This window comes from Zunongwangia pacifica (assembly GCF_023499215.1).
Taxonomy (GTDB): domain Bacteria; phylum Bacteroidota; class Bacteroidia; order Flavobacteriales; family Flavobacteriaceae; genus Zunongwangia; species Zunongwangia pacifica.
In genome coordinates this window covers 1-20,909 of sequence record NZ_JAKHSK010000018.1, presented here as the reverse complement: position 1 = coordinate 20,909, position 20,909 = coordinate 1, and the positions used below count along the sequence as shown (strand labels likewise).

The window sequence follows — 20,909 nt, the reverse complement described above, 5'->3', positions numbered from 1 at the left end:
TTTGTGGACATAGATTTAATCTAAATAAAGATGACAACCTTTGCCATTATTTTTTGTCTTTTGGGATGTTGGTGCCATTACGCCACATCGCAAAAAATAAAAATAGAAAAGATATTTTTAGAAAATTGGATAGGCCAAAAACAACTACTTGCTAACATAGTATCGATACTATTTTTAGTAGTATCCTATTATCTTTTTTATATAAAATATGGTGTAGTTAGCGGACTTTTTATTTTCATAACTGTTTTATCTATCATCCTGAGTTTATTAATACTAGGAAGACCTCTTAAAACCCCAAAAATCAGCATTATCATCTTTATATCTTTGGTGAGTTTATTATCTGAAATTTTTATTTAATTATGCCGGCCAATAAAAAATACCTAACAACCTCTTTTCATCAAAAATTCGCAAAACTAACCGCGGGTATTATTGGTGGTTATTCAATATCGGCATTGGTACATTTGCTTTTAGGCTTCTGGCTGCCCGACCATAAAATTGTTTTTATTACTTCGGTATTTAGTCTTTTTCTCCTTTGGATGCTCTTAGTGATCATTCCGTATCTATACAAGAATGGTTGGAAAGTTTGGGGAATTTATCTAAGTATTATCATTTTGCTTTACGTAGGAGTTTACTTTGGAAAATTATACCATCCAATTATCTAATATGGGAAAAAGAAATTACAACGTATTTTTTCATCTACATACCATAAGCGGTATCATTATAAGTGCTGCATTATTTATCATTTTTTTCTGCGGAGCTTTTGCGTTAATTAAAGATGAAATTACCGCTTGGGAAAAAGGCGACAATGTAAATATGGAGGTTGCTTTAGATATCGATTATGATCGGGCAATGCAAACTCTAATAAATGATAGTATCAATTTAACCGGAAGGGATATTAGAATGATCCCACCCGATGTTAAACAGGAAATGTTTGTAGGACTCACTGGTTCGAAAGTTGAAAGTGCTTCAGAAAAAGATCTAATTCCAACTTATTTCAATCTCAATACAAGAAACTATGCCCTTTCTCAATATTACGATTTTTATAGTATCGGCGAACTGATTTATCGATTACACTTTTTCCATCAAATTCCTACTTACGGCATCTTAACGGCAGGATTTATTGCCTTCTTCTTTTTATTGGCCATCGTAAGCGGACTCATTGTTCACTGGAAAAAAATAGTCTCTAATTTCTATGTATTTCGACCCAAAACAAAACTTAAAACCATCTGGACAGATGCTCATACTGCTTTAGGAGTGATTGGATTGCCATTTCAGTTTATGTTTGCGCTAACCAGTAGTTTTTTATGTCTTTCGAGCCTCATTTTAATTCTTTTAAATTTTGCTTACGACGGTCATCAAAAACAAGCTATAGAAGAGATTAGGCCCATGCAAAAAACTTATGCATGGGAAGCAGAAACCAATAACAAAATACCCAGTTTAAATACCTTCGTAGAAAGAACGAAAGCAAAATGGCCAGATTTTGAAGCAGCACAGGTATACGTTAAAAATTATGGCGGCACCAACATGAAATTTCAAATCGATGGTTTATTAAAACCCAATAAGGCATTTTTAGGACATGGCAGAATAGTCTATGATGTGATGACGAATACTATTACTGAAGAAAAAAATCCTGAAAATCCTGGTTATATTGAAATAGTAGAATTAGCCATTAGACGTCTTCACTTTGGGGATTTTGGCGGACTCTATTTAAAAGTAATATATTTTGTATTAGCCATTATCACCTGCTTTGTAATTATTAGTGGAGTATTGATCTGGCTAGAAGCAAGAGACAAAAAACATATCCCTGAAAAGAAACGAAAATTTAATAGTGCTTTGGGATATTTTTACATGGCTGTTTGTATGTCTCTCTATCCTATTACGGCAATAAGCATGTTAGTGGCAAAATACATCCCCAGAAGTTTGGATGCTGAAAGACAATCGATACTTTATGCCGTTTTTTTTATAGGTTGGCTATTGTTTACGCTATTCTTTAGCTTTAGGAAAAACAATTATATAACCACAAAATACTCCTTAATCCTTGGTGGATTATTCGGAATTTTAGTACCTATAATCAATGGGTTGATTTCCGGCAACTGGATGTGGAAAATGTACCAGCAAGATCAAACCGCAATTCTATTTGTTGATCTTTTTTGGATTGGTATCTCTTTAATTTCTTTTGGTATTTTATTACGAATGAAGAAACCAGTTTAAAACGCGACTATTCATTTAAAAAGTATAATAAAGAGATACATAAGAGCTCGCTACGTAGTAATTTACATTTGCTCTTAGAGGTGCTATATCATCCCTTTTTTCAAAATTGAATTGAAGCCCTAGTCTAAACCTTTCTAAAAAGATATAACGTAATTCCAGGTTCATGGCCAGATTTATAAATTGATCTGATTCGATACTACCACTGCTATAATCGCGATTTACCATCCCAAGATCTCCTCCTGCGAGCGCCTGAATTTTATTATTTAAAAATATGGTATAAATATATCCACCAATACCATATTGCTGATAACCTACATCATTAAAACGCTCATAATAAGCGTATAATTCTATAGGCACAAATAATAGTTTATTGGTACCGTAACCAGCTTTAAATAGTAAATCTAATCCATCGGTTGTAAAGTTAGGATCTTCTACATTTATCCATTTTTCAGTCGGTATGGGATCGGCTCCTGCAGAAACAAAGAAATAAGAATCGTAATTTTTTCTTTTAGATCCTAAGTCATAACATTGGGAAAAAGATTGAAAACTAAAAAAAAGAACGATCAGGAAAAATTTTATTTTCAATTTTTGGAATGTTTATTTATTAATTTGAAACTTATACAATTTCGGCCGAGTCCATCTCACTAGGCTCCCTTAAAAGATTAGTTTCCGTAGAAAACTCGTTTTTAACTGGATTTATTGTCTTTTGCCAATCCATTTCGTTAACAATCGTTACTCCATGATCCTTAGCTTCTTCTACCACGAGCCAGTCAGGATTTTTACCGATAATAAGAAACTTAGTATCCTCTGCCATTTTATCCTCAAGGATGGCGTGCCTATTTGTTAGTTCTTTCCTAATGATTTTTTCCCTAAATGCATCTAATTCGCCATCAAAAACAACTTTTTTGCCCTCAAATACATTCTCAGTATCAATAGCGATATCAGTCTTAGTATCTTCAGACACTGCATCTTCATCTTCAGTAGAGTTAAAAAAATGATTCCAGGTAAGATAAATAATCCCGAGAAAAACCAGGATATATGCGGTTATTATAATTTGCAAGGTCATTGTTAGTGTGTAGTTAGTTAATAATCAAATGTATAAATAAATATCCATTCGATTAAATTTAAGACAAACTTAAGCGTTTTTTTTTCACTATTCTTCATTTTTTAGACGTTTTAACGCTTTTAATAAAACCTTAAGGAAGCTTAAATCGTCCTACTACCAGAGTCCTTCAGATAGCGTTAATGATAGCTTAAAACTTTGTTTATTTTTCTTCTACTCGAATTATGTTTATACTTTTCTAAAAAAATTATGGACTTAAAAAAGTTAGGAAATACAGACTTAAAAACGCCTCCAATTATTTTTGGTGGTAATGTCTTTGGATGGACATTAAATGAAAAAGAATCCTTTAAGATATTAGACGAGCTTTTGGAAAAGGGTTATACCTGTATAGATACTGCCGATGTGTATTCCAGATGGGCAAATGGTAATCAGGGAGGTGAATCTGAAACAATCATTGGAAAATGGATGAAAGAACGTGGTGTAAGAGATAAAATCACGCTGGCTACCAAAGTTGGTTCTGATATGGGACAGGGACAAAAAGACATTTCTAAAAATTACATCCTAAAAGCAGCACAGGAATCTTTAAAAAGATTACAAACTGATTATATCGATTTATATTATACCCATTGGGACGATGATCGTACTCCTGTTGAAGAAACATTGGGAGCCTATCAACAACTCATCAAAAACGGGGACGTTAAATATATTGGCGCTTCAAATTTGAGCCCGGCGCGATTAAGGGATTCTTTAAATGCTTCGAATGACAAAAGCTTGCCTAAATATCAGGTTTTTCAACAGGAATATAACTTAATGTGCCGAGATAAAGTTGAAGGTGATATCTTAAAGTTATGCCAGGAAAATAATGTAAGCATTACAACTTATTTTTCTTTAGCAAGCGGATTTTTAACAGGAAAATATCGAAGTAAAGAAGATTTGGAAGGACAAGACCGAAAAGATTTTGTAAAGGATTACCTGAATGAGCGCGGAAAAAATATTCTTAAATCTTTAGATGAAGTTGCTGAAGAACATGGAATATCTAATGCGGGTGTTGCTCTTTCCTGGATTATCAATAGGCCGGGAATCACTGCTGCCATTGCAAGTGCTACAAAATCTTCACATCTAAAAGCCTTTGATGAAGCAACCTCTGTACAACTTACAGAAGAAAATATGGAAAAGCTGAATAATGTCAGTAGTATCTATATTTAGGACAAGGCTACGAAGCATTCAATCTAAAAAAACATTTTCAAAACGAGACAAGTCTCGGAGCATTTAATCTCGATTATCGAGCAAAAAAGCTTAGTCAATTAGGTTCTTAAAAAATAGAAATCAAGAGGCTGTCTAAAAACTCAATTTTAGTCAACCTGTTCCGATAGCTATCGAAATTGTTTCAGGTTCTCATAATGATTTTTAAATAAATGAGTTTAGATTCTGAAACAAGTTCAGAATGACGTTTTTGGATGTTTTTAGACAGCTTTTTTTATGCAATCTTAGCTACAAGAGCTTTTAAGCTTAAACGATCTTGCTCGCCGGTTTTCATATTTTTAAGGGTATATTCTCCCGCCTTCATTTCTTCGTCGCCGGCCAAAATTACAAACGGAATATTACGCTTATTCGCATAGTTCATTTGCTTTTTCATTTTAGCCGAATCTGGAAATACTTCAGCATTTACTCCTTCAGCGCGAAGGGCATTTACTCCTTTAAACGCATAAAGTGCTTCTTTTTCGCCAAAATTCACGAATAAAACTTTTACATCATCAGCAACAGCTTCCGGGAATAAATTCAATTCTTCTAAAACAAGGTAAATTCGATCCAAGCCGAAAGAAATTCCAACACCACTCATATTTTTAAGACCAAAAATCCCGGTTAAGTCGTCGTAACGACCACCACCGCCTATGGAACCCATTTTCACTTCTTTTGGTGCAGCAACTTCAAAAATAGCGCCGGTATAGTAATTTAAACCTCTGGCCAGCGTCACATCCAGATCGAGATTTGCCGTTTTTAAAGGCATCGCTGAAATTGCATTCTGTATAAATTCCAACTCTTCGATCCCTTTTAAACCAGCTTCAGAAGTCGATAATATCGATTTTAAAGCCTCGATTTTTTCAGCAAAATCACCTTTTAAATCAAAAATGGGTTTGATTTTCGCTATCGCTTCTTCAGCAATTCCTTTAGAAAGCATTTCTTTGACCACACCATCTTCACCAATCTTATCCAATTTATCCAGGGCAACCGTAAAATCGATTAATTTATCCTTCTCGCCAATAACTTCTGCAAAACCAGATAAAATTTTACGATTATTGATCTTTACCGTTACACCTTCTAATTTTAATGCTGAAAACACCGAATCATACAATTGCACAAATTCCACTTCCTGCCATAAACTATCGCTACCAACTACATCGGCGTCGCATTGATAAAACTCTCTAAATCTTCCCTTTTGTGGACGGTCTGCACGCCATACTGGCTGAATTTGATAACGTTTAAACGGAAAATCGATTTCATTTTGATGTTGAACAACGTAGCGTGCAAAAGGAACGGTGAGATCGTAACGAAGCGCTTTTTCTGAAATAGATGGCGTAAGTTTCAAGCTATCTTTATCGGAATATGCACTCTCATCCGCTTTTTTTAAGAAGTCTCCAGAATTAAGAATCTTAAAAATAAGTCGGTCACCTTCTTCCCCATATTTTCCCATCAACGTATCAGAATTTTCAAAACTCGGTGTCTCGATGGCCTGAAAACCAAATTTTTTGAATTCGGTTTTTATCGTATCGAAAATATAATTACGTTTTGCAACTTCCTGTGGAGTAAAATCTCTGGTTCCTTTTGGTATTGAAGGTTTTTGTGCCATAAAGTCAATCTATCTTCAGGACTAATTCCTGTATTCGTTCAGTTTAAAATCGTTATTCAAAATTAAAGAAAATCACCTGCTATATTCGGTTTGCAGACAATTTTATCGGCTGCAAATATCTTAAATTTTGCCCGAACCTAAACAATTTTCAAAATTTAAGTAACATTATTATTAAAATGGAGTCTAACTTACAGTGACTGAAATTTCAAAATATGTTTGCACTCTTACGCGAGAATATTAGTATAGCTTTCGATTCGATTAAAGGGCAGCTTTTAAGAACTATTTTAACCGTACTTATTATTGCCATTGGGATTACAGCACTGGTGGGAATTCTTAGTGCCGTAGGCGCTTTAGAAAACACCATTAGCGGCAATTTTGCTTCGATGGGTGCCAACACTTTTAATATTCAGCGCTATAATTATACCTCACAAAGTGGTAGCGAGGTTAAAAAAGTAAACCCTGTGATTACCTATCGTGAGGTCAAAACATTTCAGGATAAATATCAATTTCCGCTTACTACTACAGCGATTAGCTTTACAGGAACTTCTTCTGCTGAAGTAAAATGGGAAAACGAAAAAACAGATCCGGAAATAAATGTGCTCGGAGTTAACGAAAATTACCTTACCAACTCTGGATTAAATATAGAAAATGGTCGTAATTTCAACTATTTTGATATTCAAAATAATAATAATGTAGCGATTGTTGGGGCCGACTTTGCTAAAAATAATGGCCTATTTAAAGGGACAAACCCTATCGATAAGATTATAAGCATTCGTGGTGCAAAATTTAAGATTATTGGTGTGTTAGCATCTAAAGGATCAACTTTTGGAAATAATGAAGATTTACGGGTTTTAATTCCGCTACAACATGCGCGCTCCATATTCAGCAATCCGGGAATAAATTATAATTTAAGTGTACGGGTAGAAAATAAAGAAGCTTTAGATGCTGCACAAGATGAAGCTATTCTTACTTTTAGGAATATACGACAATTAAATCCTATAGAAAGTGACAATTTTGGTATTGAAAGGAGCGACAGTTTACTTAATGAAATTGCACAAATGTCTGGTTATTTAAATATGGCGGCCTGGATTATAAGTCTGGTCACCATATTTGGATCTTCTATCGCACTTATGAATATTATGCTGGTAAGTGTTACCGAAAGAACCCGTGAAATTGGTGTGCGTAAAGCACTGGGTGCAAAGAAAAACACCATAGCGGCCCAGTTTTTTATGGAAACCCTAATTATTGGCCAGTTTGGGGGGCTATTGGGAATCATTTTAGGAATTTTAATAGGTATGGCTGTTTCAGCCGGGGTAGGTTTCGATTTTACTACTCCGTGGTTAGCGATGTTTTGGGCTATTGTGGTTACTTTAATTACCGCTCTGGTTTCCGGTTTATACCCTGCTATTAAGGCTTCTAAGCAAGACCCAATAGAATCACTTCGATATGAATAACTTAATCTCTATTAAAACCGGACGTATTCCTTCAGCATTTTTTTTTCAGCAAAACACTTAAGACAAAGCAATTTTGATTAAAAAATATGATCCCAAAGTAGATTAACCTTTTACAATTTCTGCAAAATAATTATAAAGATCTCCTTTGGTAATATTGGAGCCCTGTTTAATTAATGCGAAAATGTCTTTGTTACGATCTTCGCTTATCGCTTTGGTCGATGTATAAATATTTACGGCATCGTCCATTAAATTTGTGCGTAACCAGTTATAGCCTTCGTGAGTTGTGATATCGATAGCTTCATTTTCTACCTTCACTGCGATAAGATTAATTGTTGTTGTAGTAATTTGAAATAAGAAGATTTGTTGTTTAGAGAAATGTTCTAAATATTCCACCTTATTTAAAACCCCTTCCCAAATAAGATCACTAAAAACATCGATCTCTTTTTCGGCTACATCAGGTTTATTGGCTTTTATATCTTTCCACTCTTCCGCAGTTATAGATTGAGTGGCTAGAAAGTTAATAAACTCCTGTTGCATTTCTTCAAGTTGTTCGCGTGTAAGTCTGGCGTATTTCATATCAAATAAAAATAGTTATAAAAAAAGCCCACTCATAGAGCAGGCTTTTAATAATTTATATAGGTTTCTTAAGCTTCTCCTACCACATCGAATGATAAAGTAGAGATTACCTCACGGTGAAAACGTAAAGTAGCTTCATATTGTCCTAATCTTTTGATGTTTCCACCGGCAATACTAATATATTTCTTGTCGATTTCTACACCTTCTTTAGCTAAAGCATCGGCTAAATCTGCATTGGTAATAGATCCAAATAATTTATCACCTGCACCAGCTTTAGCTGTAAGTTTAATAGCTAAACCGTTAAGTTTTTCAGCTTGTTTTTTAGCTTCGTCAATATGCTTTTGCTCTTTATAAGCTCTTTGTTTAAGAGTTTCAGCCAAAACTTTCTTAGCTGATGGAGTTGCTAATTCTGCGAAGCCTTGTGGGATTAAAAAGTTACGACCATAACCGTTTTTTACAGATACCACATCGTCTTTAAACCCTAAATTATCTACGTCTTTTTTAAGTATCAATTCCATAATTGCTTCTTTTTATTTTAATAAATCACCAACGTATGGCATTAATGCTAAATGACGAGCACGCTTAACAGCTACAGCCACTTTTCTTTGGTATTTTAAAGAAGTCCCGGTTAAACGACGAGGAAGTAATTTTCCCTGCTCGTTTACAAAACTCATTAAAAAGTCTGGATCTTTATAATCGATATATTTAATACCAGATCTTTTAAATCTACAGTACTTTTTAGTTTTAGAAGTTTCTATATTAAGTGGAGTAAGATATCTAATCTCTCCGTCTTTTTTACCTTTTGCTTGTTGTTCAATAGATGTAGCCATACTTACGCTTTTTCTTGGATTCTTTTTCTTCTTTTCTCAGCCCAGGCTGCAGCGTGCTTATCTAACTTCACAGTTAAATAACGCATCATACGCTCATCTCTTCTAAAAGCAAGTTCTAAAGGCTCGATAGCCTCTCCTGGTGCTTTAAATTCAAATAAGTGATAAAAACCACTTTTTTTGTGCTGAATTGGATATGCTAATTTTTTAAGCCCCCAATTCTCCTTTGATACCATCTCAGCTCCTTTAGAAACAAGAAATTCTTCGTATTTCTTAACTGTTTCCTTTATCTGCTCATCAGATAAAACGGGATTCAAGATGAAAACAGTTTCATAATGATTCATAAAAGTATATTTTATTAAAATTGGCTGCAAAAGTAAAACTATTTTTTATATTTAGCAAGCAAATTTTAAAACGATAAAATAGTGTTATTTATCGATGAAATTTGTGCGTACCTTGCCTATATCAATAATAATGTATATTATTGTTATAACAAAACTACCTATTAATTGTGGAAGAAATTTTGCTTAAATGTGCAGTTGTGGATGATTCAAGTCTTCAGAGACTATCCATTGTTAAGATGATAAAAGATCATCCTAATCTCACTTTGGTGGCGGAATATAACAATGCCATTGAAACTAAAAATGGATTACTGGATAATGAGATCGATCTTATTTTTCTAGATATAGAAATGCCTATACTATCTGGTTTTGAACTTTTAGATGATCTTCCTAACCAACCACAAATTGTTTTTGTTACCGGGAAAACTAAATATGCCTATAAAGCTTTTGATTACAGTGCCACAGATTATTTACAAAAACCTGTGAGTAAGGAGCGTTTTAATAACGCCACCATCAAGGCTATAAATATGTACAAACTCAAAAATCAGGCTGTACTTCCCGAAGATGAAGATTTTATTTTCGTAAAAAGCAATCTTAAAAATCGTAAAGTATTTTTAAATCGTCTAAAATATATTCAGGCACTGGGCGATTATGTGAAGTTTGTTACTGAAGATGATAATTTTGTAGTATTGGCTACAATGAAGTCTTTTGAGAAAGAATTACCCTCAGATAAATTTATGAGAACACACAAGTCTTATATTGTAAATCTAGACAAGGTTGAAAGATATAATAGTAAGACGATAGAAATTGCAAACGAAAAACTTCCTTTAAGCAGGCATAAGAAAAATAATCTTATCGAAGCTTTAAGTAATAATGCTTAAAAGAAAACGTAGAACATTTTAATTTTTCAGATATTAAAAAGCCGAATCTTACATTTGTAATTTTCGGTTTTTTTATTTACTATAATTTTTTATTGCCCCTACATAGGATCTACATTTACAATAACCCTAACACTGCGATAGGCCGAAATTGCATTAAAACTGATCAAAATTTTATGAAGTACGGCTTTTGTTTTTGCTAAAGACTGATTTTGTGGAATTTTAAGCATAATATTTTTATAATACTCATTTCGTATTCTGGCTACCGGCGGAAATTCTGGCCCCAAAACATGCTGTTTAAATACATTTTGCATGGCCTTTGCGATCCAATCGGCTGCTTCATTGGTTTTACTAAAATCCCGGGATTTTAAACTTAAGCGCACCAGCCTAAAGTACGGTGGATATTTATAATTGTATCTTTCCTGAAGTTGCTCTTTATACATTCCTGTATAATCATTAGTGGAAACCTGCTGAATAATTTGATGATGCGGATTATAACTCTGAATTAGTACTTTACCCCGCTTTTTGGTTCGCCCGGCTCTTCCTGCTACCTGAAGCATTAACTGAAAGCTGCGCTCATGTGCCCTAAAATCTGGGAAATTTAAAAGATTATCGGCATTCATAACACCAACAAGATTTACATTTCTAAAATCCAGTCCTTTGGTAAGCATTTGAGTTCCCACCAAAATATCGATCTCTAAATTTTCAAAAGCGGTAATAATTTTTTCGTAGCCATGTTTACCTTTGGTAGTATCCTGATCCATTCTACCAATTTTATGACCGGGAAACAAAGCTTTTAATTCGGTTTCTATTTGTTCGGTTCCAAAACCTTTGGTTGAAATATCATCGCTATGGCAGGCCATGCAACGTTTTTGCATAGCGATATGATAGCCACAATAATGACATCGCAACTGGTTACTATGACTATGATAAGTTAAACTTACATCACAATTAGGGCATTGTGGTGAATGCCCGCAGGTATTGCATTCTAAAATTGGGGAAAATCCCCTCCTATTCTGGAATAAAATAACCTGTTCACCTTCAGCTAGAGATTCTTCAATTTCTTTTAACAAACGATCTGAAAAATGACCGGTCATTCTTTTTTTTCGATGCTTCTCTTTAATATTTACAATTTCGATTTCCGGCATCATCACATTTCCAAAACGCCTGGATAATTCAGCAAAACCATATTTATCATGCTCAGCATTATAATACGATTCTAATGAGGGCGTGGCCGATCCCATTAAAGTTTTTGCCTTAAAAAAATTAGCCAAAACTACCGCGGCATCCCGCGCATGATATCTTGGCGCAGGATCGTATTGTTTAAACGAAGCTTCGTGTTCTTCGTCTACTACGATTAATCCTAATTGCTGAAATGGTAAGAAAATTGCCGATCTTGCGCCTATAACTACTTTCGGTCCCTGTCCTACATTAAGTACATTTTGGTACACTTCTACCCTTTCGTTCATAGAATATTTGCTATGAAACACCAAAACCTTATCCCCAAAATATGCCTGGAGCCGATGGATCAATTGTGTTGTTAGGGCGATTTCAGGTAATAAATAAAGGGCTTGCTTTCCTTCATTTAAAACTTCTTCAATCAGTTTAAGGTAAATTTCAGTTTTTCCGCTAGAGGTTACACCGTGTAACAAACACACTGTTTTTTCTTTAAAAGCAGCTTTAATTTGCCCAAAAGCTTTAAGCTGATATTCGTTAAATTCAATATGGTTTCTTGTAATCTCCCCTTCAAAACCAACACGATCTTCATTAAGGTAATATTCCTGAAAAATGTTTTTGGTCACCAGGCTTTTTAAAACACTGGCAGTGGTCCCTGATATTTTTTGAAGCTCTTTAGTGCTAATTGGCTTTGTACTTTTTGCTTTTAAGCTAAAATAGTTTAAGACCACTTCCCGTTGCTTGTGGGCACGGGAAAGTTCATCTAAAAGCTGATGCATCGCCTCTTCAGATTCGTGATCTTCGTGCAGTTTTATATAGCGAGCGCGCTTAGGTTTATATTGCTCGTAAATCTCCTGGCTAAGTACCACAATATCTTTAGCCATTAGTCGGTTTAAAATCGGTAATACCGATTTTCTATCCAGTAAGGCTTCAACTTCTTTAATTTTTAACGAAGATTGATTTTGCAGGGCTTCCACCACCAAAAACTCATCATCCTTAAGTTCAGATTCGTTAATTTCTACCTCTTTTTGCAACTGGACGATATGTTCACTTTCTAAAATAAAGGCTCCCGGTAAGGCTGCTCGCATTACTTCACCTTCAGTACACATATAATAGGAAGCAATCCAGTTCCAAAACTTCAATTGCTGTTGGGTAACCAAAGGGGTTTCATCTAAAATCTGATTTATAGGTTTAGCTTCGTAAACTTCTGGCGCACGATCATGCACTTCAGCAATGATACCAGTATATACTTTAGATTTTCCGAAGGGAACCGCTACCCGAATTCCGTTTTGTAAAAAAGCTGCTTCGTCCTTAGAAATACTATACGTAAACCTATTACCTAAAGGCAGGGGTAAAATAACATCTACAAAATTGGGCATAAGTTATAGCTCTTCTAAATATTGATTGCTAAAAAAATCTCAAAAATACTATTCTTGATTACCGAATAAAAATAAAAACCATTCTCGATTAAAGAATGGTTTTTTAAATATTTTATCAGATTATCGAAATTCGATACTCCGCATTTATTTTCTTCTCAAATTATTCTGCACGCTCCCAGGTCATTGTTTTATAAAAGAAAGCCACATAACCTCTAACTTTAAGCTTATCTGGATTATTTTCATCTACCCAAATTTTCACTTTATACACCTTACCAGATTTAGGGTGTATAATTTCACCGCCAGAGTATTCGTTACCATCTTTACGCAGGCCATGCATAAGCTGCAAGCCTTCTATTGGTCTATCCTTTAAATCTCCCTTACACTCGGTACAAAGTTTGTCGCGATCTTCTTCTTTGGTTATTCTTACAACTTTACCACAAACCTCGCCATCATCTTTCTGGAAGATCTTTACAATAGAGTTTACTTTACCTTCATCGTTAGTACATTTCCATTTCCCAAAAATGTCATCTTGTGCACTAGCATCATTAAGCACACCGCAGGCAATAAATAATACGGAAAATAAAATATACTTCTTCATTTTATAAATTTAACATGGCTTCTTTTAAATCGTCTTCAGCCGGTTTTTTAGAAAGCCAAATCCCAAATAAAGCTTCTTTAAAAGCCATTCCTTTTATAGTTCCTTTTTCTTCACCGTTTTTGTAGGATACAACACCGGTACCAGGAATATACACAAGATCAAAAACATCGTCTTTTTTAATCTCTTCATTAAAAAAATCTTTAAACTTTTTTATTTCAGAAGCTAAAGGTGCTGTATTCCCATTGGTAGAATTTTCAAAACCTTCGTTTACAGCATCAATCATTTTTTTACTTGTAATTAATTTCGAAACGATATGAAGCTTAATAGCCATTGGCTTATCAGCGCTCATTATTTGTTTTGCATCACTACTTTTTTCCTGTAAGTACAAGCCCCCGGCATAAAGATCGATCCAAAATTTTTCACGTACCCCTGCTCCATTTAATTGTAACGTTTCTCCTTTAAACTCTACCGATTGCGGTAAAGTAACTCCGCCAACTTCTATTTGTGCATTACTCATCGTTACCGAAACTAATGCCACAAAAAGCAATAAAACCTTTCTCATCCTTTGTGTGGTTTAAGTTAAACTAAAATTATTTAAAATTCTTCTTAAGTTTTATTAAAGAGGCGTTAAGTTCGAACCCCAATAGAAGAATATTAGCATTTAACCAAATATACACCATTAAAATTAACAATGCTCCAATAGAACCGTACAATTCGTTATAATTTGAAAAATTTTCAATATATAATCCAAATAAAAAAGACGTAAGCATAATCAATATGGTCGTAAAAAAAGCGCCTACCGAGAAAAATCTTGCCTGTCTTGCCTCTTTTGTTCCAAAATAATAAAGCGTCGCTACCGCAATATAAATAAGGACCACAAATGCAAAATATTTAACTACTCCTGCTCCACTACCGTCGTTTGCAATTAAACCTAATTCACTTAAATCTTCTACGGCATAGGTTAAATACACCATCAATATAACTGTAATAAGCAAAAGAAATGCCAAAACAAGTGAAACCCCAATTGCGATAATATATTGTCTAAATAAAGATCGCTTTATATTGGTATGGTAAGAGAATTCAAAACCGGTAAAAATAGCATTTACGCCATTGGTCATTAAAAAAATAGAAAGTATAAATGAAAAAGAAAGTAGCCCACCACGGGGGTTGCTCGCTATATCAACAAATATATCACTAACATACTCCTGAGTTTCTGGAGGTAAAAGCGTATCTATAAAAAGAAAGAACTTTATACTAAAATCATCAATAAGATTAGTTCTTTCTACATAAGGAATTAGATTAAAAATAAAGAGTAAAAAGGGAAAGAGCGCCATAAAAAAACTAAAAGCGATCGCACTGGCCCTTGTAGAGAACGTACCGTGAATAATCCCTCCAGAATAAATATCCCATAAATGATATAAAGAAAGCCCATCGGTACCCGGCAAAATTACTTTGCTCGATGTTCTTTTCCACCATGCTGAAATACTATCCAGTTGAGTTGTGATCGCCTCGAGTATCGACATATTTTACATAGCTTTTAAGCTAAGATCCATATTATAAACCGAATGGGTTAGGGCTCCGCTCGAAATATAATCTACACCACATTCGGCATATTTTCTCGCGGTTTCTAATGTTATTCCGCCGCTAGATTCAGTTAAGCACTGGTCTCCAATAAATTCGACAGCCTTTTTGGTATCTGCATAATTAAAGTTATCGATCAATATTCTGTACACTCCGCCTTCCCCTAAAATTTCTTTAATCTCCTGCATATCCCGGGCTTCTACAATGATCTTAAGATCAAGATTGTTGGTTTCTAGATACTTTTTTGTTTTTTGGATGGCCTTGGCCACACCGCCGGCAAAATCGATATGATTATCTTTCAGCATAATCATATCGTAAAGTGCAAAACGATGATTTTCACCTCCGCCAATTTTCACGGCCCATTTCTCCAAAGCACGAATTCCGGGGGTGGTTTTACGAGTATCCAGGATCTTGGTCCCGGTTCCTTCAAGTTTATCTACAAATTCTTTTGTTTTAGTGGCGATAGCACTCATACGCTGCATCGCGTTAAGCACCAATCGTTCAGCTTTTAAAATAGATTGTGAAGCACCCTCAACATAAAAAGCAACATCTCCTTTCTTTACCTTCTCCCCATCTTTAATTTTAAGATCCAGCTTTACATTAGGATCTACAAATTCAAAAACCTTTTTCGCAAAATCCACGCCGGCCAAAATACCGTTGTCTTTCACTAAAAGTTGTGCCTTTCCTTTAGCATCAGGTGGAATACAGGCTAAAGAACTGTGATCACCATCACCTATATCCTCTCTAATTGCGTTGGTGATGATTAATTCAATTTCTTTTTCAAATTGTGCTGCTGAGATCATTTGCAATACTTATTTTTGTAAATGTAGGAAAGTCTACGCTAAATATACCGAATGACGATAAAATTACTCTGCATAGGAAAAACCGACAGCAAGGAATTACAAAAGCTAATTGAGGTCTATGTAAAGCGACTTCAGTTTTATACAAAATTTGAAATAGAGGTAATCCCCGATTTAAAAAAGGCCAAAAATTTAGACGAAAATCAGCAAAAAACGAAAGAAGGCGAATTGATCCTGAGTAAAACGCAAACTTCAGATTTTGTTGTGTTATTGGATGAAAACGGCAAACAATTTTCTTCAGAAGCTTTTTCAGAATATCTTCAGAAAAGAATGAATAGTGGTCTTAAACAGCTCATTTTTGTGATTGGTGGACCTTACGGATTTTCTGAAGCTGTTTATCAGCGCGCCGATGGTAAAATATCGTTGTCAAAAATGACGTTCTCTCATCAAATGGTACGCCTTTTTGTTACCGAACAAATTTATCGAGGCTTTACCATTTTAAAAAACGAACCTTATCACCACAGATAATTTATATGGAATTAGTATTTGCCACCCACAACAAAAACAAATTTAAAGAAATTGAAGCCATGCTTCCAGATCACATTAGCTTATTATCGTTAGATGATATTGGCTGTACAGAAGATATTGCTGAAACTGCAGATACCATTGATGGTAATGCGATTTTAAAAGCAGAATATGTACGCCATCGTTACGGCTATAATTGTTTTGCCGATGATACCGGTCTCGAAGTCGATGCGCTTGCCGGTGCACCCGGAGTATACTCTGCACGATATGCCGGCGATCAAAAAGACGATAAAGCCAATGTTGCAAAACTACTAGACCAATTAAAAGATAAAGAGAGCAGAAAAGCTCATTTTAAAACCGTCATTGCTTTAAATTTAAAAAACAACGAAAATCTATTTACCGGAATCTGTGAAGGTAAAATTATTGAGGAACGCCGAGGTGAAAAAGGCTTTGGTTATGACCCTATATTCATACCTAATGGATATGATCGCACTTTTGCTGAAATGGAAATGAAGGAAAAAGCAGAAATTAGCCATCGTGGGAAAGCTTTTAAGGCGCTAATAGACTATCTTTCAAAATAAAACACGAATAAGAAATATAAATGTGATAAGCTGTAAACTAATACGTACATTTGCAGCTTATTAAATTTTATAATGAATAAATTCCAAGAATTAGGTTTAAATTCCTCGATCTTAAAAGCAATTGAAGACATGGGCTTTAAAAGCCCTAGCGAAGTACAGGAAAAAACCATCCCAATTTTATTAGACGAAGATACCGATATGGTTGCCTTAGCCCAGACCGGGACAGGAAAGACGGCAGCTTTTGGTTTCCCTTTGATTCAGAAAATAGACCCGAAATCAAAGCACACACAGGCATTAATCTTATCTCCTACCAGAGAATTATGCCTACAAATTACAAACGAACTTAAGAATTACTCTAAATATGAGCCTTCCCTACATCCAGTAGCGGTTTACGGTGGGGCAAGTATTACTGAACAGGCAAAGCAAATAGAGCGCGGTGCCCAGATTATCGTTGCCACTCCTGGGAGAATGCAGGATATGATAAGACGTAAACTTACCGATATTTCAAAGATCGAATATTGCGTTTTAGATGAAGCAGACGAAATGCTGAATATGGGATTTTATGAAGATATCACAGCGATCTTATCCCATACGCCTAAAGAAAAAAATACCTGGTTATTTTCGGCAACCATGCCAAAAGAGGTAGCTACAATCGCTAAAAAATTTATGCGTAATCCTGTTGAAGTTACCGTAGGTAGCAAAAATATGGGAGCCACTAACGTGTCGCATGAGTTTTACCTGGTAAATGCACGTGATCGCTATGCTGCGTTAAAAAGGCTGGCTGATGCTAATCCCGATATTTTCTCGGTTATTTTTTGCCGGACTAAAAGAGATACCCAAAAAGTTGCCGAGCGCTTAATCGAAGATGGTTATTCTGCCGCAGCATTACACGGAGACCTGAGTCAGAATCAACGTGATTTAGTGATGAAATCTTTTAGAACCCGCCAGATCCAAATGTTAGTTGCCACAGATGTTGCTGCAAGAGGAATTGACGTAGACGATATCACCCATGTTATCAATTATCAACTTCCAGACGAGGTTGAAACCTACACGCACCGTAGTGGTCGTACCGGCCGTGCTGGTAAAACAGGAACATCGATGGTGATTGTTTCTAAAAGTGAACTTCGAAAAATAAAAAGTATCGAGCGTATCATCAAACAATCTTTTGATGAAAAGCAATTACCTGATGGTAAAGATATTTGCAGAGTTCAGTTGCTTCACTTAGCTAATGATATTAAGAATACTGAAATTAACCACGATATTGATACTTATCTTCCAAATATCAATAAAGTACTGGAAGATTTCAGTAAAGAAGAATTGATTAAAAAATTCTTCTCGGTAGAATTTACAAGATTCTCTAATTATTATAAGCATGCCAGTGATCTTGCTCCCGTAAGTGGCGGTGCAAATGTAGATCTGGATCCTAATTCTACCCGCTATTTTATGAATGTGGGGAAAAAAGACGGATTTGACTGGATGAGTCTTAAAGACTTCCTTAAAGATGCCCTACAATTAGGAAAAGATGGTGTTTTTAAAGTAGATGTGAAAGATAGTTTCTCTTTCTTTAATACTGAGAATTCTGAAACCGATAAAGTACTGAATGCTTTTAACGACTTTGAATATCAGGGAAGAAAAATTAATGTAGAAGTTACCAAAAACTCCAACAATGGTGGTGCAAAAGGTGGACGCCGAAGAAAAGGCCGTAAAGACGGTGGTTTTGGGAAAAGCGATTCAAAATCTGGTAACAAAGGGAGGTCTCGTTTTAAAGATGATAAAGACACTGGATTTAAAGGCAAAAAAGGAAAACGTTCCGGTAGCCGGGGAAAAAATATAGAAAGTTCGATTAAAAGAAGAAAATCTAAAAAGTAAGACAGTTTTATCCCTATTTTGGCATCATTTTTTATAATGAATTTCCTATTTTAGGCGTCTATTTTTATGAAGCAGTTAGTTACTTTTATATTTTCAGTATTTTTCGTTTGTCAAATAGCAAACGCTCAGGATGTTATATCGGGTACCGTAATGAACGCGGCTAATGATGTACCTCTAGAGAATGTTCATATCGTTAATTTGAACCAGGTAAAAGGCAGTGTTTCTGAAGAAGATGGATCTTTTGAGATTCATGCTACAGCAAACGATACATTATATTTTACCTATTTAGGTTTTAAATCTATTAAAGTAAGAGTAACCAACGACTGGCTGAAGTATGGCAACGTAAAAGTGAAAATGACTGAAGTTGGTATAGCTTTAGAAGAAGTTACCGTAAGTGACGTAAAACTTACGGGGTATCTTGAAATCGACGCAAAAAATATTCCTATTTACGAAAATAAGAGATATAGTATTTCCGGTCTTAATATTGGTTATGAGGCCGGAGGTTCTTCTCCCAGTGCGTTTAACAAAGTAATTGGCTCTATTTTTAATCCTGCCGATGCCCTTAATAATCTTTTTAGCCGAAGAGAACGGCAAATGCGCAAACTTAGACAAATGAAAGAGGACGAAAGTATTCGCGACCTTTTAGGCTCTAAGTACAATCGGGAAACTTTAAGTGCGATGCTGCAATTAAGTAAATCTGAAATTGAAGAGGTACTTAGCCGATGTAATTATTCTGAAGATTTTGTAAAGACAGCGACAGATCTTCAAATTCTTGATGCCATAAGTGGTTGTTGGGAAGAATATAAATTACTACAACGCAATAAAAATTAAAAACCTTTTATTGATCTTCAAGGTGCTTTTTTAGGTTTTGCAGGCTCTTATCAAAATCATCCCCAAATTTATTTTCCATACTGTAAAAGATACAAAGTACAGAATAAGGGAATGGTAAATAGCCCCTCACCCCAAATACAACTTTGGTTCGTTCTGCGTTTATTTCCTTTGCCGCAAAGTACACTAGTGCGACCGTTTCTACAGGTTTAACCAAAAGCAATTTGGTTTCTAACACATGACCGGGTTTTACTTTTATAATCTTTTGGGTACCTTCTCCAATAGTTTTATCCCCTTTCCAATATACAATTGCCCCTTCTTTACCATCTATGCCCTTAAATTTAAGTTTGGTAGGCTTAGAGTGCTCTAATTTAGCCAGCCATTTTGGCTGATTTTTAAGTTGCCTTACAAAACCATAGATATCTGCTTTAGATCGATTTATGACAATGGTACGACTAACATCATAATCTTTTTTAGACCATGCATGAAGAAAAGCTACAAACGTGATTACCGCAATAATCACGTAGAAGAAAAGCGTCATTTGTATAATTTACGTTTTATTAAAATTACCAATTATTTTGAATAAAAATGAGAAATAAGCTCGGCGCTATTTTTTAGGTTGTTTTTAAGCCACTCAAATTTCAAATCTTCTCTCTCCTGCTTATTCAATTGCCATCTAACATCATCTTTTCTCATCTTTTCAGCCAGACTTTGTAGTATAATCGCTGCAGAAACAGAGATATTTAAACTCTCTGTAAAGCCATACATGGGGATTTTTAATGTACAGTCTGCTTCCTCCATAATTTCCTGTGACAAGCCATACCGCTCGGTACCAAAAAATAAAGCCGATTTTTTAGAGATATCAAAATCGTTTAAATGTAATGAATCGTCATGCGGACTTGTGGCTACAATTTGGTAGCCGCTCTCCCTTAAATGAGCTATACACTCTTTCGCAGAAGCATGCCGATTTACAGTAACCCATTTTTGGGCCCCCATGGCAATCTCACGATCTATCCTTTTAGGAAACTTTTCTTCGATTACATGCACATTTTGTATTCCAAAAACATCGCAACTTCTTATCACTGCACTGGTGTTATGAAGCTGGTACACATCCTGGGTAGCCACCGTGATATGATTGGTTCGCTGATCGATCACTTTTTTAATAAGTGATTTTCTACGATCGGTAAGAAAATCTTCTAAATAAGAAATTAAAGTAGGGTCATTCATATAACTCCAAAAATATAAAAATGAAATTGATTATCCGCAATTAGTCATAACCTGTAATTCCTGCTATAACGAGCCTATCGAAGAGTTTTTCTCCGAAATATCTTCTGTTGAGTTTGTAGATAAATTCATTCAGGTATAACTGTAGGT

At 35.1% G+C, this 20,909-nt stretch carries 24 protein-coding genes and 1 pseudogene; 10 read left to right on the top strand and 15 right to left on the bottom strand.

The genetic code is table 11. From position 1 onward, the window contains the following. The first annotated feature begins 30 nt into the window (after window positions 1-30). The 3 genes from L1967_RS13030 to L1967_RS13020 are packed head-to-tail and all read left to right on the top strand — an operon-like array spanning window position 31 to window position 2,211. Complete coding sequence (locus L1967_RS13030) at window positions 31-357, top strand: hypothetical protein (RefSeq protein WP_249601995.1); 327 nt, start codon at window positions 31-33, stop codon at window positions 355-357. Between the two features lie 2 nt (window positions 358-359). After that, entirely contained in the window at window positions 360-662 is a 303-nt protein-coding gene (locus L1967_RS13025; RefSeq protein ID WP_249601994.1) for a hypothetical protein, read from the top strand. Between the two features lies 1 nt (window position 663). Continuing rightward, on the top strand, window positions 664-2,211 hold the full coding sequence (locus L1967_RS13020; protein ID WP_249601993.1) for a PepSY-associated TM helix domain-containing protein: 1,548 nt from the start codon (window positions 664-666) through the stop codon (window positions 2,209-2,211). Between the two features lie 15 nt (window positions 2,212-2,226). Here L1967_RS13020 and L1967_RS13015 read toward each other — a convergent pair whose 3' ends face one another. Together L1967_RS13015 and L1967_RS13010 are read right to left on the bottom strand one after the other, a co-directional pair. Further along, entirely contained in the window at window positions 2,227-2,796 is a 570-nt protein-coding gene (locus tag L1967_RS13015; RefSeq protein ID WP_249601992.1) for a hypothetical protein, read from the bottom strand. A 31-nt stretch (window positions 2,797-2,827) separates the two neighbouring features. Beyond that, on the bottom strand, window positions 2,828-3,277 hold the full coding sequence (locus L1967_RS13010; RefSeq protein WP_249601991.1) for a BRCT domain-containing protein: 450 nt from the start codon (window positions 3,275-3,277) through the stop codon (window positions 2,828-2,830). A 246-nt stretch (window positions 3,278-3,523) separates the two neighbouring features. Between L1967_RS13010 and L1967_RS13005 the strand changes: the two genes are divergently transcribed. Continuing rightward, entirely contained in the window at window positions 3,524-4,480 is a 957-nt protein-coding gene (locus L1967_RS13005; protein ID WP_249601990.1) for an aldo/keto reductase, read from the top strand. A 271-nt stretch (window positions 4,481-4,751) separates the two neighbouring features. On the opposite strand, the gene hisS is transcribed toward L1967_RS13005, so the two are convergent. Continuing rightward, window positions 4,752-6,122, bottom strand: coding sequence for a histidine--tRNA ligase (hisS, locus tag L1967_RS13000; RefSeq protein ID WP_249601989.1), 1,371 nt, complete (start codon window positions 6,120-6,122; stop codon window positions 4,752-4,754). Between the two features lie 212 nt (window positions 6,123-6,334). Here hisS and L1967_RS12995 point away from each other — a divergent pair, with 212 nt between their 5' ends. Continuing rightward, on the top strand, window positions 6,335-7,576 hold the full coding sequence (locus tag L1967_RS12995; RefSeq protein WP_249601988.1) for an ABC transporter permease: 1,242 nt from the start codon (window positions 6,335-6,337) through the stop codon (window positions 7,574-7,576). A gap of 102 nt (window positions 7,577-7,678) precedes the next feature. Here the strand turns inward: L1967_RS12995 and L1967_RS12990 are convergent, their stop codons facing one another. From L1967_RS12990 to rpsF, 4 genes are all read right to left on the bottom strand, one after another. Next, window positions 7,679-8,152 (bottom strand): DUF6495 family protein, encoded by a 474-nt coding sequence (locus tag L1967_RS12990; RefSeq protein ID WP_249601987.1) that lies wholly within the window; start codon window positions 8,150-8,152, stop codon window positions 7,679-7,681. 68 nt (window positions 8,153-8,220) lie between these two features. Further along, on the bottom strand, window positions 8,221-8,670 hold the full coding sequence (gene rplI / locus L1967_RS12985) for a 50S ribosomal protein L9 (RefSeq protein WP_249601986.1): 450 nt from the start codon (window positions 8,668-8,670) through the stop codon (window positions 8,221-8,223). A 12-nt stretch (window positions 8,671-8,682) separates the two neighbouring features. Beyond that, window positions 8,683-8,982, bottom strand: a complete 300-nt coding sequence (rpsR, locus tag L1967_RS12980) for a 30S ribosomal protein S18 (protein ID WP_013071549.1) — start codon at window positions 8,980-8,982, stop codon at window positions 8,683-8,685. 2 nt (window positions 8,983-8,984) lie between these two features. After that, window positions 8,985-9,323 (bottom strand): 30S ribosomal protein S6, encoded by a 339-nt coding sequence (gene rpsF, locus L1967_RS12975; RefSeq protein WP_013071548.1) that lies wholly within the window; start codon window positions 9,321-9,323, stop codon window positions 8,985-8,987. Window positions 9,324-9,520: 197 nt separating this feature from the next. Between rpsF and L1967_RS12970 the strand changes: the two genes are divergently transcribed. Beyond that, entirely contained in the window at window positions 9,521-10,201 is a 681-nt protein-coding gene (locus tag L1967_RS12970; protein ID WP_338063539.1) for a LytR/AlgR family response regulator transcription factor, read from the top strand. A 98-nt stretch (window positions 10,202-10,299) separates the two neighbouring features. Here the strand turns inward: L1967_RS12970 and priA are convergent, their stop codons facing one another. The 5 genes from priA to nadC all read right to left on the bottom strand — a co-directional run bounded on the left by priA (window position 10,300) and on the right by nadC (window position 15,735). Further along, the gene (gene priA, locus L1967_RS12965; protein ID WP_249601984.1) at window positions 10,300-12,753 is read right to left on the bottom strand and encodes a replication restart helicase PriA; all 2,454 of its coding nucleotides are present in this window, start codon (window positions 12,751-12,753) and stop codon (window positions 10,300-10,302) included. Between the two features lie 160 nt (window positions 12,754-12,913). Beyond that, a complete protein-coding gene (locus L1967_RS12960) occupies window positions 12,914-13,351 on the bottom strand; it encodes a DUF2147 domain-containing protein (protein WP_249601983.1) in 438 nt (145 codons plus the stop codon). A gap of 1 nt (window position 13,352) precedes the next feature. Continuing rightward, on the bottom strand, window positions 13,353-13,913 hold the full coding sequence (locus tag L1967_RS12955; protein WP_249601982.1) for a chalcone isomerase family protein: 561 nt from the start codon (window positions 13,911-13,913) through the stop codon (window positions 13,353-13,355). 28 nt (window positions 13,914-13,941) lie between these two features. Beyond that, the gene (locus L1967_RS12950; RefSeq protein WP_249601981.1) at window positions 13,942-14,874 is read right to left on the bottom strand and encodes a YihY/virulence factor BrkB family protein; all 933 of its coding nucleotides are present in this window, start codon (window positions 14,872-14,874) and stop codon (window positions 13,942-13,944) included. 3 nt (window positions 14,875-14,877) lie between these two features. Further along, a complete protein-coding gene (nadC, locus tag L1967_RS12945) occupies window positions 14,878-15,735 on the bottom strand; it encodes a carboxylating nicotinate-nucleotide diphosphorylase (protein WP_249601980.1) in 858 nt (285 codons plus the stop codon). A gap of 51 nt (window positions 15,736-15,786) precedes the next feature. On the opposite strand from nadC, the gene rlmH reads away from it, so the two are divergent. The 4 genes from rlmH (at window position 15,787) to L1967_RS12925 (ending at window position 19,538) form a co-directional block, all read left to right on the top strand. After that, window positions 15,787-16,260 carry a 23S rRNA (pseudouridine(1915)-N(3))-methyltransferase RlmH gene (rlmH, locus tag L1967_RS12940; RefSeq protein WP_249601979.1) on the top strand — a complete coding sequence of 158 codons (474 nt, stop codon included), beginning with the start codon at window positions 15,787-15,789 and terminating at the stop codon, window positions 16,258-16,260. Between the two features lie 5 nt (window positions 16,261-16,265). Then, on the top strand, window positions 16,266-16,838 hold the full coding sequence (locus tag L1967_RS12935) for a non-canonical purine NTP diphosphatase (RefSeq protein ID WP_249601978.1): 573 nt from the start codon (window positions 16,266-16,268) through the stop codon (window positions 16,836-16,838). A gap of 72 nt (window positions 16,839-16,910) precedes the next feature. Continuing rightward, window positions 16,911-18,707, top strand: a complete 1,797-nt coding sequence (locus L1967_RS12930) for a DEAD/DEAH box helicase (RefSeq protein WP_249601977.1) — start codon at window positions 16,911-16,913, stop codon at window positions 18,705-18,707. 66 nt (window positions 18,708-18,773) lie between these two features. Then, window positions 18,774-19,538 (top strand): carboxypeptidase-like regulatory domain-containing protein, encoded by a 765-nt coding sequence (locus L1967_RS12925; RefSeq protein ID WP_249601976.1) that lies wholly within the window; start codon window positions 18,774-18,776, stop codon window positions 19,536-19,538. A gap of 7 nt (window positions 19,539-19,545) precedes the next feature. Here the strand turns inward: L1967_RS12925 and L1967_RS12920 are convergent, their stop codons facing one another. From L1967_RS12920 to L1967_RS12910, 3 genes and pseudogenes are all read right to left on the bottom strand, one after another. Next, window positions 19,546-20,076 (bottom strand): SRPBCC family protein, encoded by a 531-nt coding sequence (locus L1967_RS12920; protein WP_249601975.1) that lies wholly within the window; start codon window positions 20,074-20,076, stop codon window positions 19,546-19,548. A gap of 32 nt (window positions 20,077-20,108) precedes the next feature. Further along, window positions 20,109-20,762, bottom strand: coding sequence for a TrmH family RNA methyltransferase (locus L1967_RS12915; protein WP_249601974.1), 654 nt, complete (start codon window positions 20,760-20,762; stop codon window positions 20,109-20,111). A gap of 40 nt (window positions 20,763-20,802) precedes the next feature. Beyond that, window positions 20,803-20,909, bottom strand: a pseudogene (locus L1967_RS12910) (IS1595 family transposase); the annotation flags it as partial.